11 protein-coding genes are annotated in these 12,192 nt (G+C 52.0%); 9 read left to right on the top strand and 2 right to left on the bottom strand.

Annotated features, from left to right (window positions below):
• On the bottom strand, window positions 1-1,557 hold a 1,557-nt coding region (locus tag NOU37_09510), incomplete at its 3' end, for a tetratricopeptide repeat protein (protein MCQ4575464.1).
• Window positions 1,558-1,933: 376 nt separating this feature from the next.
• Between NOU37_09510 and hpnJ the strand changes: the two genes are divergently transcribed.
• Together hpnJ and hpnK are read left to right on the top strand one after the other, a co-directional pair.
• Window positions 1,934-3,367, top strand: a complete 1,434-nt coding sequence (hpnJ, locus tag NOU37_09505) for a hopanoid biosynthesis associated radical SAM protein HpnJ (GenBank protein MCQ4575463.1) — start codon at window positions 1,934-1,936, stop codon at window positions 3,365-3,367.
• 38 nt (window positions 3,368-3,405) lie between these two features.
• A complete protein-coding gene (gene hpnK / locus NOU37_09500; GenBank protein ID MCQ4575462.1) occupies window positions 3,406-4,281 on the top strand; it encodes a hopanoid biosynthesis-associated protein HpnK in 876 nt (291 codons plus the stop codon).
• Window positions 4,282-4,322: 41 nt separating this feature from the next.
• Here the strand turns inward: hpnK and hpnI are convergent, their stop codons facing one another.
• On the bottom strand, window positions 4,323-5,462 hold the full coding sequence (hpnI, locus tag NOU37_09495; protein ID MCQ4575461.1) for a bacteriohopanetetrol glucosamine biosynthesis glycosyltransferase HpnI: 1,140 nt from the start codon (window positions 5,460-5,462) through the stop codon (window positions 4,323-4,325).
• 215 nt (window positions 5,463-5,677) lie between these two features.
• On the opposite strand from hpnI, the gene NOU37_09490 reads away from it, so the two are divergent.
• The 7 genes from NOU37_09490 to NOU37_09460 all read left to right on the top strand — a co-directional run bounded on the left by NOU37_09490 (window position 5,678) and on the right by NOU37_09460 (window position 12,167).
• Entirely contained in the window at window positions 5,678-6,553 is an 876-nt protein-coding gene (locus NOU37_09490) for a hypothetical protein (GenBank protein ID MCQ4575460.1), read from the top strand.
• An 11-nt stretch (window positions 6,554-6,564) separates the two neighbouring features.
• Window positions 6,565-7,056 carry a thiamine pyrophosphate-binding protein gene (locus tag NOU37_09485; protein MCQ4575459.1) on the top strand — a complete coding sequence of 164 codons (492 nt, stop codon included), beginning with the start codon at window positions 6,565-6,567 and terminating at the stop codon, window positions 7,054-7,056.
• Entirely contained in the window at window positions 7,053-7,628 is a 576-nt protein-coding gene (locus NOU37_09480) for a thiamine pyrophosphate-dependent enzyme (GenBank protein ID MCQ4575458.1), read from the top strand. Before NOU37_09485 ends, NOU37_09480 begins: the two co-directional genes overlap by 4 nt.
• A complete protein-coding gene (locus NOU37_09475; protein ID MCQ4575457.1) occupies window positions 7,625-8,725 on the top strand; it encodes a 2-aminoethylphosphonate--pyruvate transaminase in 1,101 nt (366 codons plus the stop codon). The genes NOU37_09480 and NOU37_09475 overlap by 4 nt, the downstream gene beginning before the upstream one ends.
• On the top strand, window positions 8,713-9,453 hold the full coding sequence (locus tag NOU37_09470; protein MCQ4575456.1) for a phosphocholine cytidylyltransferase family protein: 741 nt from the start codon (window positions 8,713-8,715) through the stop codon (window positions 9,451-9,453). The genes NOU37_09475 and NOU37_09470 overlap by 13 nt, the downstream gene beginning before the upstream one ends.
• Before the next feature lie 22 nt (window positions 9,454-9,475).
• Window positions 9,476-10,765, top strand: coding sequence for a CDP-alcohol phosphatidyltransferase family protein (locus tag NOU37_09465; protein MCQ4575455.1), 1,290 nt, complete (start codon window positions 9,476-9,478; stop codon window positions 10,763-10,765).
• 103 nt (window positions 10,766-10,868) lie between these two features.
• On the top strand, window positions 10,869-12,167 hold the full coding sequence (locus NOU37_09460; protein ID MCQ4575454.1) for a CDP-alcohol phosphatidyltransferase family protein: 1,299 nt from the start codon (window positions 10,869-10,871) through the stop codon (window positions 12,165-12,167).
• Window positions 12,168-12,192 lie beyond the last annotated feature (25 nt).

The following is a 12,192-nucleotide window of genomic DNA, read 5'->3' as shown; positions in this document are numbered from 1 at the left end:
ATCAATCGTCTCGTATTTCTCTTTCGGGACTAGCTTCTTTAATCCCTCGGGAATGATATACTTCACAGGACCCCCTGTAACGTCCGGTATATCCTTAGGCAGTCCCTGGGTATTTTCCGGCGGCCTGTCAAAGCCGTAAGTCGTTCTGTCCTTGGCAGGATCCCACCCTTGTTCGGCGGCCGCGATAGCTTCGGCCACAGCGCCTAGCAGGTCACCCATGGCGCCGGACTTGATGTCCCCTCCGGACCCAGTGGGTGTGGTTGCCGCGTCGCCGGGCCGTGGCTTAGGGACCACGCCTTGAAACGGGGTGAGTTTTCCCGCCCCTTGCGAGCCCGTCCCGCCTTTAGACCCCGCCTTAGCTTGTTTACCCGTGGGCGGTGTCTGCGGCGGCACTCCTTTGGTAAGGGGGGGATACCCCAGTACCGCACCGAACTCTTCCAGGTTTTTTCGAAGAGCCGCATTGCTCGGGTTGAGCGCCAGGGCCTTGCGTAATTGGACGTAAGCCTCATCCAGACGATCTTCTTTTAAAAGGTCAGGGACCTGCTTACGATAGAGGTCCAACAGGGATTGGCGAGTGTCTTCGTCATAGGGGCTCAGGTTCAGCGCCTCTTCTAGTTCCTTCTCCGCCGCCTCGTACTCGCCGCGCTGTATGAGATAATCACCGGCGCTTTTATGTTTTAACGCCTCTTTCTTTACAAGTTCGTCTGTCTGTTGATTGGCCTGGGGAAGGCCTTGGACGGCAGCACCGCCTGAGACTGTGGAGGCATCGAAATTCGCAATAAGGCCATCCGCCGATGTAGAGGTGCCCAAACCCCCTCTAAGGTCGACCGGGGCGGAGTCTTTTGTGCCCCTTTCAAATTGACGGAGAGCCGGACCCTTGACGGCGCCGCCTGAGATGGTAGAGGCACTAAAACCCGCTATAAGGTCATCCGCCGACGTAGAGGCGCCAGGCCCCTTTGTCAGGTCACCGAGAGTGCCTGAGGATGTGGAGCCGCCCAACGCTGTTTTAAGGTTGTCCAGTATATTGTTGACCTTTGTTTTGGCCTGTTTGCGCTGTTCCTCGCGCCTTTGTTCCTCAAGCCGTCTTGACTCTGCCTCCATCTGCTCTTTCTTTTTCTGTTCGGCATTTCTTAGAGGCTCCAGGTCGTGCCATCCAGCCTGGTTTGCATGCATTGCCTCCCTGTAGTACTTTATGGCGTTGTCATAATCTCCCTTCATGTAGTATTTATCACCTTTACCATTATAGGCGTTTTGGAGATTTTTACGGGTAGCTCGCTGGTCCTCAAATCTCAGAGATTCTTTGAAGTATTTTATGGCATTGTCATAATCTTTATTCTTAAAGTACTCAACACCTTTTTCGTTTGCTTCAATACTCGCCCGTTCAGCAGGCGACGGCCCTGACGGCTGTGTGTCAATATGGGGATTTCTCACAGGAGGTGGGGTATAGGTGGGTCCGACCGGCCCGCTGGGGCCAACGCCCGGGACTCCAGCCATGGTGGGTGTGGAAAAGGCACAAAGACCAACAACCGATATTGCCATTATTATAATGTTTCGCATGGCCCACCTCCCTCAATAGGGGTTCATACTGAGGTTCTCTACATATAAATAGATACACTCAATGCCCTTAGAGGACCTCTACGAGAAGTCTACCAGCAGGGGAAGGATTGTCAAGGGGCAAGCGGTGTTTCAGGCGGGGTACAAAATACGGCAGGAGAGGGGGTGCGGCAGGCAGGCCCCGCGATACCCACGAGGTAAATCATGCCTTCGGCAAACCCGCCCTTGGCGTGGCTCGCACGCTACATAAAAAATGGGTATCCCAACGAGGGCGAATGTCCTTTAGGAGGCATCTTAGGGTTTGACCGGGCTGAACGTTTTGTTTAGAATGCCTTTTACTATTTTTGTGCCGGAAGAGTTTTAGAGGAAAAAAACAGACGTGAAGGTTGCACTGTTAAATCCACCGACGTACGAGGACTTTGACGGTGGGGCGGGTTCCCGCTACCACGCGAGACGCGAGGTTACAAGCTTCTGGTATCCGACCTGGCTCTGCTACCCTGCGGGCATGATTCCGGAGAGCCGGGTGATAGACGCACCGGCCGAACGCCTTGACTTCGAACAGACCCTTCATATTTTAAAGGACTTTGACTTCGTTGCGATGTACACGACGGCGGCCTCCGCCCCGGTAGATAATAAGACGGCTGCGGCGATAAAGGCCGCGTACAAGGACGTTAAGATAGCCTTCCTGGGTCCGCACGTGAGTATCCTGCCCGAGGAAACGCTTCGCGCGAGCAACGCGGTAGACTTCGTGTGCAGGCGGGAGTTTGACTATACCCTGAAGGAGTTTGCCGAGGGGAAACCTCTCGGCGAGATAGACGGCGTAAGCTACAGGAGTAACGGTGATATCATACACAATAAGGACAGGAAATTTATAGAGGACCTGGACGCCCTGCCATTTGTGGTTGATGTATACAAGAGAGACCTCCACTTTCGCAACTACACAATCCCATACCTCCGTGACCCGTATGTCTCCATTTATACGGGCAGGGGGTGCCCCGGCCAGTGTACCTACTGTCTCTGGCCGCAGACCTTTACCGGCAACACCTACAGGGTAAGGAGCGCGGACAACGTGATAGAAGAGGTGAAGCTGGCCGTTAAATACTTTCCCGAGGCCGGAGAGCTGTTCTTTGACGACGACACGTTCACGGCGGACAAGGCCAGGGCACGGGAGATTGCCAGGAAACTAAAACCCCTCGGTATTACGTGGAGTTGTTCCACACGGGCCAGCGTGGACTACGAGACCATGAAAATAATGAAGGACTCCGGGCTGAGGCTTCTGTTGACAGGATACGAGTCCGGGAACCGTGAGATTCTGAAAAAAATCAAAAAGGGTGTCACGCTGGAGCAGGCCGAGGAGTTCGCTAAGAACTGCAAGAAGCTTGGGATAATGAGCCACGGCGCGTTTGTATTGGGTCTGCCCGAAGAGACCCCTGAGACCGTGGAGGAGTCTATACGTTTTGCGTGCAAGATTGACCCGGACACGATACAGGTCTCGCTTGCCTCACCGTATCCGGGCACGGAGCTGTATGATTACTGCAAGGACAGGGGGTATCTTGTGGAGGACAACCTTGTCAGTGAGAGGGGTTACCAGAAATGCAGCGTGCAGTATCCCCGCATGAGCAGCGAAGAGATTTATAAGGCCCTCGACAGGTTCTACTGGAAGTTCTATTTCCGGCCGAAATACATCGCGAAGACGCTCTGGCGGATGTTGCGCGACAAGGGCGAGGCGAAGAGGCTGCTCAAGGAGGGCTATGAGTTCTTCCAGTTTACTATCAGGAGGAAGGCGGCGGGGAAGGACTGTAAAGCGTGTTGAGTCCCGGCTGCTCTTCCAGGGGGATTATGAGTTGATAGATGAAGGTCCTTATAGTAACGGCTGATGATTTTGGCGTTTCCAGCAACATAAACGAGGCCATAATAAAGGCCCACGCGGAGGGCATACTTACCAGCGCAAGTCTGGCGGTCGGCGGACCGGCGTTTGAACACGCCGTCGAGCTGGCGAAGGCGAACCCCGAATTAAGCGTCGGCCTTCATATAGTACTGGCCCAGGGCAAATCCGTACTCCCTCACAAAAAAATACCCGGCCTGGTCGATCAAGATGACAATTTCCGCAATAACCCCGCGCTTGCGGGACTAAGGTACTTCTTCCGCCCGTCCGCAATCAGTGAGATTAGAGACGAGGTCGGGGCACAGATAGACAAATTCCTATCCACCGGACTCCGGCTCGATTTCATTAACGGCCATCTCAACATACACGTCCACCCCAGGGTATTCGACATAATACTTGAGCTCACCGGCGGGCTTGAGACGAAGAATTTCAGACTGCCAAGAGACGTCCTGTTCCGCACACTGAAGTACGATGGGAGCAGGATTGCCTCCAAGCTCTTTCACCACGCCACGTTTTCCATGCTATCAAGACGCTGTATAGGGCCATTGAAGCGCAACGGGTTTCTCTTCACCGACAGGGTGTACGGGTTTTTGCAGAGCGGGGACATGAACGCCGGATTTGTAAGCTCTCTCATAACGGACATGCCGGAGGGGGTAAGTGAGATGTATTTCCACCCGTGCATCACGCCCTGCGCCGAATACTCAAGGTGGATGCCCGGTTACCACCCGGAAGAGGAGCTTGGTGTGTTAACAGACAGGGGTAAAAAAATAGGCGAATTGCTGCGCTCCAACTCTATTCGTCTTGCAGATTACACGGTACTGAGGGAAACAAACCCCGCATAATGATATTGTCTGTACCCTGCGCAAGCAACCGGGCGGCAACGTTATTTCCTCGTAACCCATCCGCCTTTATGGATATAGAAGGTGTGTCCCCTCCAGGTAACCTTGTGCTCAAAGAGCCCCCAACACCAAACGGCAAAGATGACCAAGTCTAACAGTGGCAGAAATAATAAGTAACCCAGACCGCCTTTTTCCTTGAGGCATTTGGTGTTGATAACAACGGCGGTGAAACACCTGGCGAACCAGTGTAATAGAAACACGGCTATGGAGAACACTGAAAAGCCGCTTATTATCAAGAAAAATACCGAGAAAGACATCCCCATTGTAAAGGTCTTGAGAAAATAGCCCTTGGGGCGGCATGCCCTGATAGTACTGGTCCATCTCACCAGATGCGAGACCTGGTCCCAAAATCCATCCTCATGGAGTATGGTATCTATCAGATAGTTTGAAACGTTCAAGCGATACCCGGCCTTAGTCAACCGTTCTCCCATCTGGTAGTCTTCAGCTATATAATCCGCCAGGGCTGAAAACCCGCCAATCTCTTCTAAAGCACCCTTTTTTATGGCTATTGTGGCCCCAAAACCAAAGTTCATTCCCAGCGTATGGGCCACAACCGCCGAGGGTGTAAAATCGCAATTAACAAAGAAGGTCTCAATTGCGGAAACAAAGTTAGGAGGATTCTTTAGCTTATAAACACACGTGGCGCCACCAACCTCAGGACCCTTCAACTCGTTGGCAATCCTCCTTAAATAATCAGGTCCTACTCTGGTATCACTATCGTTTATAATGACGATCTCGTTTTTGGCCTTTACATACATATTATTCAGATTGCACACTTTCATATTGGGGCCTACGACATCCTTCGAAACCACCAGCTCCATGTCATGGTCAGGGAACTCTTTGATAAGCCTTTCCACGACAGGGATCACCGGGTCGTCATCATGATATACGCCAAAAACTATTTGATAGGCTGGATAGTCCTGTTTTACATGGCTGAGCAGGTTCTCATAAATCCCTTCCTCTACGCCGTTTAGGGGCTTCAGTACGGTTACCGACGGCAGGTAGTCCGTGTCTGACGGCACGCGCCCGAAGAAGCGGATAGCGCAATAGAGGGAAAAGAAATAATACAATATGGAGGTGAAAACTATCAACAACAGTAGAGGTTTAAGGACTGCGATTATCATTCAAGACGCTCACACTATGGCAGGTGCAGTGGAGAATTCTATTGACAATTATCACCCCCGAAAATATACATATTGTTACTGAGACCAGAGGAGACTTGGGTGAGAAAGACAAAAACCTCCTCTATAAGACTCTTAATACGGGAATGAGGTACTATATATAACCTTGCAGGGTTTGATTGTCAAGGAACAGATTTTTTTAAGATAAAGGGGATATTGTGGACTGGGGAACTCACGTCGTATTAGCTGCGAAGTTGCTCGAGAGCTGCGGCCTCGATAAGGGAAGTGCCATTTATTCGGTAATACCTGTAATAGACAAGGAACCACCACATTTTCACAGGGTTTACGCCCACATCCTGGCCAATCAGCCCGAATTTCTCGAAGTGGCCATGGAGCTGTTTGGCCGCCAGGAGCTAAAGGACAGGGACTTTCCGGCACTGAATAAACGGGTGAAGGCGGAGGTGCAAGACTTAAGACGTGAGTTGGAGTCCGTGCGCGCTAACGGTTATAACGCAAGGCACCACATAGAAAATAAAATATATGCCTATGAGAGAATTACCGAAGAGGCCCCGGTCTTTGTCGAACATGCCGATGCGGCAGTAGACATAGTGGGCGATAAAGGTATCCGGAATATAACCCGGCACAAGATGAGCGCAGCCGTCAGCCTGCTGAGTCATCTATACTTTGACCTTTGGAACAACCCCGTTCAAGTCTTCCTCCCCGAAAGTTCATATTGCTCTGCCCAGTGGAAATTCTGGACTGATATAGACTATATGAGGTTTCGTTCAGATTTCTACAGACCCGCAAGCATAAATGCGTTCAGGAAGGAGATTGCCGCCTCGCCGGTGTGGAACACGAGGGTAAGACCCGAGGCCATGATAAAGGCGATGATTATAAGGCTTGGTGAGGGTGGCCAGCCAAGCATACCGTATGAGGTGGTTGACCAGGGGATCAGGGATTTTATGAGATACATGGATATAAACGACTATCAGAGGGCCGATGAAGAATTGGAATTTTGCCACAAGCTGGAAAATACCATCCGGGAGAACATATTCAGAGAATTCAAGAAACCCGACGATAATACAGCCCGCTAGAGGAGTACCAGTTGTTGCATTCAAAGGAATTTGTCAGTATCTTACGGGACGCGGGTTATGACTTTTTTACGGGGGTGCCATGTTCTCTCATCAGTGATGTAATTCTCTCCCTTGAAAGCGACCCCGGCGTTCCATATATCCCCGCAGTAAGGGAGGACGTCGCGGTCGGCCTGGCCGCAGGGGCGTATCTGGGAGGAAAAACACCTTGCGTGCTTATGCAGAATTCGGGGCTCGGACAGTGTCTGGGCTCCCTGGCATCCCTTAACCTCATTTACAAGATTCCGTCTCTGCTCATAGTAACCTGGCGGGGGCACGGCGGCCGTGATGCCCCGGAACATGAGGTGACGGGAAAGGCCACAACAAAGTTCTTAGACTCCATTAAACTGCCTTACAAGAGACTTACCCACGAGAATGCGGAAAAAACCGTGAGCTGGTCTCACCGGGTAATTTCGCAAAAGAAGGTCCCTGCAGCTATACTCATTCCCAGGGGCATCTTGAAATGAGAATAACTCAGGCCGTTAACGTAATTATGGGGCTCCTAGGAAACGAACTGATGGTAACCGCGAACGGCAGGATATCCCGTGAGGCATTCACCCTCAACGACAGGGCCGAAAATTTCTACATGGTCGGCTCCATGGGGCTGGCCTCTGCGATTGGCCTGGGTATCGCCCTGAACAGGCCGGAACGCAGGGTGATAATATTAGACGGTGACGGCAACCTGCTTATGGCTCTGGGTATCTTGGGCCAGATAGCCGCGTTATCACCCAAAAACCTGATACATATAGTATTGGATAACGAGGTATATAGTTCCACCGGCGGCCAGCCCACAATCTCCTCACAGGTCTGCCTGGAGGATATAGCAAAATCGTCTGGATATCCGAAGGTGGTAAAAGTAACGGAGCCGGAAACACTTGAGACTACATTAAAGGAATGCCTAAAGACCCACGGCCCGTCCCTTATTCTTGCCAAAATAGAGGACGATAACATGCCCGAAGGTCTGGGCAGAGTGGCGCACAGCCCGGTAGAGACAAAGGAAAGATTTATGGACAGTATAAACGGGGAAGTGCGAAGTTGAAGAAGAAAATGGTACTGCTGAACCCGGGCCCTGTAAACACCTCGGATAAGGTGCGTAACGCCCTGTTACGGGGAGACATATGCCACAGGGAGGACGATTTCTCCAGGATTCAGCGTAACGTTAGAGAGATGCTTACCGATACGTTCGCCCGGAAGGACACCCATACGGCAGTCATTTTCACGGGTTCCGGCACCGCCGCGATGGAGGCGGCCATAGCCTACTCTCTGAGCGAAGGAAAGACCATGCTGGTGGTCAATAACGGCATCTACGGCGAGAGAATGTCAAAAATAGCCTCCATCTACCGGTTCAAAAAAGTGGAACTTGTCTATGACTGGAAGGAGTTGCCCGACCTCAAGGAAATAGAGGCCGCGCTCAAGAAAGACCCTGACATTGAGGTGGTAGCGCTGGTTCACCATGAGACCACCACGGGGCTTATAAACCCGGTAACGGAGATAGGCGAGATATGCAAGAGGTACGGGAGGGTCTTCCTGGTCGACGCCATCAGCAGCCTCGGCGGCGAGGAGATAGACCTCATAAAGGATGGCGTAGACATATGTATGTGTTCGTCAAATAAGTGCATACAGGGCCTGCCGGGGCTTTCCTTTGTCATTCTTAAAAAAGAGCAGATGGAGAGGATAAAAAACTTCCCACCCCGGTCCATGTACCTTCATATACCTACCCAGTGGGAGAACCAGGAAAAAGACGGCACCCCGTTCACGCCTTCCATCCCGGTATTTTACGCCCTGGAGGCAGCCCTTGAGGAACTGCGCGAAGAGGGCGTCAGCGACAGGATCGCCCGCTACAAGAAGGCGTCCGGCATACTCAGAGAAGGTTTTAAAAAACTTGGGCTGAGGCTGTTGCTGCCCGAAGAACACCTCTCCAACACCATCACGGCCCTCTATCTGCCAGACGGAACGAGTTACCGGGAACTCCACGACCACTTAAAGAAAGAGGGATTTGTCATTTATGCCGGCCAGGCACGGCTAAAGGAAAAGATATTCCGGGTGGCCAACATGGGTGAACTGACACATGAAGACCTTAACAATTTCCTTGAGTGCCTGGGAAAGGTAATGGGAGAGGTTGAATGCAGGCCATAATACTTGCTGCCGGGGTGGGAAAAAGGCTAAAACCCCTGACGGACGAAAAGCCCAAGTGCCTCATAAAGATAGGCGGAAAGACACTGCTGGCAAGATACCTCGAGGCCCTGGAGGGAATGGGTATAATGGACGTAACCTTTGTGCTGGGCCACCTGAAGGAGATGATACTTGAGGAGATAAAGGCGCTCAGCGGGGACAGGGGGTTCAGATTCCACTACCTGACCAACGAGGACTACAAGAACGGCAGTATTACGTCCCTGTGGACGGCAAGGGACAAGCTGGCGGAAGATACACTTGTTATGGACGCCGACGTGCTCTTTCACCCCGCGCTACTTGAGAAACTGGTGCGGTCCCCCAAGGCCACTTGTTTCTTGATGGAGGAGGATTTTACCGACACAGGGGAGGAAATGAAGCTTTTTGTCGAAGGTGAGAGGGTGATAGCCATCTCCAAGAACAATAAAGCAGACACTCCGCTTATCGGGGAAGGCGTCGGCTTCCTGAAGTTGTCGGCAAAAGACGGTTCCATCCTTAAAAAAGCGCTTAAAGACCTTATAGAAGAGGGCAGGCTTGACGCGGAATATGAGGAGGCAATCGACAGGTGCCTCGACCGCAGCAACATGGGTTTTGAGAGTGTCGACGGCCTCCCGTGGATAGAGATAGATTTTGCCGAGGACGTAAAACGGGCCGAGCGGGAGATACTGCCGAGACTCGGTGAACCCCGGACATAATATCCGTACAGGACCTAAAGCCATGACCAACACCGCATTAATCCTCATAACAGACCCGCAACGGTCTCTTGAGGACCACGCGGGCCTCCCGTTACTAAAACGCACCGTGCTTGCCGCACAGAAGGGCGGTATAGAGGAATTCCTGATGGTCGCCCCGGAAAACTCCGAGGGACGTCTCAAAGACCTCCTCTCAGGGGACAAAAGGATAACTTCTCGTATACGCTGGTACCGGCATGAAAACGGCAGCCTGTCCGACAGTCTTAGAGACATTTCCCCTGAATCCGTTCTGATAATCAGGGCGGAGTCGGTCTTCGACCCGGATATTATCAAAAAGATGAACGGTTCCGGGCTTAATAATACGTCTGCCTGCGTAGCCGTACGCAATGGATCAGGACGGCCGGAGCCGGGACGATGCACCCTGAAGCTCGTCGAAGGAGTCATCGTCGACTGTGACACGCCTGGCGCGTCACATCATACGGCAGGACTCATACTGACAAGACCCGGCTCGCTGAAAAGTACCCCTGCCGGGGCCTCGGATGGGCACATGGACCTCTGTGACATCGTAAAGGGCCTGCTCGGCACGGGAGGTGTCAGGGCCCTCAACGTTACAGACGAGTTGTGTATGGAGGTTGTCTCACAGGAGACCATGCATGAGTCTAAGAGAAAATTGTTCGAACGGCTCGGCCTGATAACCGACAGCCCGTTTTCTTATTACGTCAGCCGCAAGCTCTCAGGGTTCGCAAGCGGCGCGCTGGTAAGACTCCCCTTAACGCCTAACCAGATAACCCTGATGAGCTTCTTCACGGCCCTTCTGGCGTGCTGGTTTTATCTGCAGGGCGGATACTGGTACTCCATGACCGGGGCTCTTGTCTTCTACGCCTCGTTTATCCTGGACCTCGCCGACGGCGAGGTCGCCAGGTTAAAATATATGTCCTCAAAGTACGGGGCACTGTTCGATTCCATTTGCGACAGCATAAGCTACAGCGTTATTTTGTTCTGTATAGCACTGGCAATACACAGAAACGCCGATATTCCAAATATTCTCATGGTTGGAGCGGTCGCCGCGGGAGCGCTGTTTATTTGCACCAGCCTGGATACCTACATCCATCTTACGGGAAAAGACCTCTGGGACAACAAGCCAAGCCCTCTCGAGCGGTTATTTGCCAACGAGGACTGCTTTTTGCTCTCACTTTTCGCCTTTACACTGTTTGACAGGCTGCCATGGTACCTCTGGATAGTGGCCATCGGTTCTATTATATACACCCTTGTACTGATAGGCGAAATGAGGGTAAAAAAATCCTCCCGTGCTTAAGCATAACCTGACACCTTGACACCGCACCGTAACGGGGACGTTAAGAGTATATCCGGCAAACAATTTCGTACGTACGTACATAGTACCGGGAAAACCGGCAACCATGATTAATGTAGCACTAGTCCTTGTAACAGACCCGCAAAGGTCTCTTGAGGACCATGCGGGCCTGCCGTTACTAAAACGCACCGTGCTTGCCGCACAAAAGGGAGGCGTAGAGGAATTCATCGTAACCGCCCCGAAAAATTCGGAGGAAGACCTCAAGAGACTTTTCTCGGGAGACGACAGGATATGTTCCCGCATAAACTGGCATGGACATGAAAACGGCGACCTCCCTGACAGACTTAAAGGCACATCATCCGAACCCATTATGATAATCAAGGCGGAGTCCGTCTTTGACTCAAATATTGTCGAAAAGATGTACCGGCCGCGACTCGATGATGCCGCGGCCTGCGTAGCCGTACGCAATACTGCAGGAGCAACCGGACCGGGGCATCACACCCTGAAGCTGGATGGTGATGTTGTAGTTGACTGTAACGTCCCAGACGCTTCATTTCAGACGGCAGGACTTATGCTGGCAAAGCACGACGCAATAAAAGCCCTCGCAACCAGCGTTGCAAACGGCCACACAGACCTCTATGACCTTGTAAAGGGTCTGCTCGGCACGGGAAAGGTCAGGACCGTTGACGTCACAAACGAGTTGTGCATGGAGATTACGTCACAAGAGACCATGCGCGAATCCAGGGAAAAATTGTTTGACCGTCTGGGTCTCACGACAGATGGCCCCTTCTCCGTCCATGTCAGCCGAAAACTCTCGAGAGTGGTCAGCAGTGTACTGGTAAGATTACCCATAACGCCTAACCAGGTCACCCTCTTTGGCTTCTTTATGGGCGTTGTGGCCTGCTGGTTCTTTTTGCAAGGCAGATACTGGTACTCTGTGGCCGGGGCCGCTGTATTCTACGCATCAATCGTTTTAGACCTCTCTGACGGCGAGGTCGCCAGGTTAAAGTTTATGTCCTCAAGGTATGGTGGATGGTTTGATTCAATATGCGACAGCGTTGTCTTCGGCGGCATCCTCCTCTCTGCGGCACTGGCAATACACAGAGACGCCCACATGTCAAACGTTCTCGCCGTTGGGGCCGTGGCTGCTGGCGTAGTGCTTATCTGCTCCAACCTCGACTTTTACCTCCATTTCCTTGAAGCAGACCGTGAAAAAAACCAGCCAATCTCCACGATGCGGATAGTCGCAAATGAGGACAACTTTTTCCTCTCACTACTGGGCTTTACGGTCTTAAACAAGCTGTTATTGTACCTCTGGATAGTGGCTGCCGGTACAAGTGTGTACCTCCTGGTGTTAATCTGGGAATTAATAGTCTTCAAGCCCTCCGGTAGAAAGGCAGCGTGACATTGCTCACCGTGACACAAGAATT

Source organism: Candidatus Bathyanammoxibius amoris (assembly GCA_024451685.1).
Taxonomy (GTDB): Bacteria; Planctomycetota; Brocadiia; order Brocadiales; family Bathyanammoxibiaceae; genus Bathyanammoxibius; species Bathyanammoxibius amoris.
Note: the sequence above shows the minus strand (reverse complement) of the source record. Positions and strands in the feature narration are given on the sequence as shown.

What these genes read in the sequence shown, in the direction of transcription:
- NOU37_09465 (MCQ4575455.1), top strand. Translation starts at nt 9,476, where the DNA reads ATGACCAACACCGCATTAATCCTCATAACAGACCCGCAACGGTCTCTT.
- NOU37_09470 (MCQ4575456.1), top strand. Translation starts at nt 8,713, where the DNA reads ATGCAGGCCATAATACTTGCTGCCGGGGTGGGAAAAAGGCTAAAACCC.
- NOU37_09460 (MCQ4575454.1), top strand. Translation starts at nt 10,869, where the DNA reads ATGATTAATGTAGCACTAGTCCTTGTAACAGACCCGCAAAGGTCTCTT.
- hpnK (MCQ4575462.1), top strand. Translation starts at nt 3,406, where the DNA reads ATGAAGGTCCTTATAGTAACGGCTGATGATTTTGGCGTTTCCAGCAAC.
- NOU37_09480 (MCQ4575458.1), top strand. Translation starts at nt 7,053, where the DNA reads ATGAGAATAACTCAGGCCGTTAACGTAATTATGGGGCTCCTAGGAAAC.
- hpnI (MCQ4575461.1), bottom strand. Translation starts at nt 5,462, where the DNA reads ATGATAATCGCAGTCCTTAAACCTCTACTGTTGTTGATAGTTTTCACC.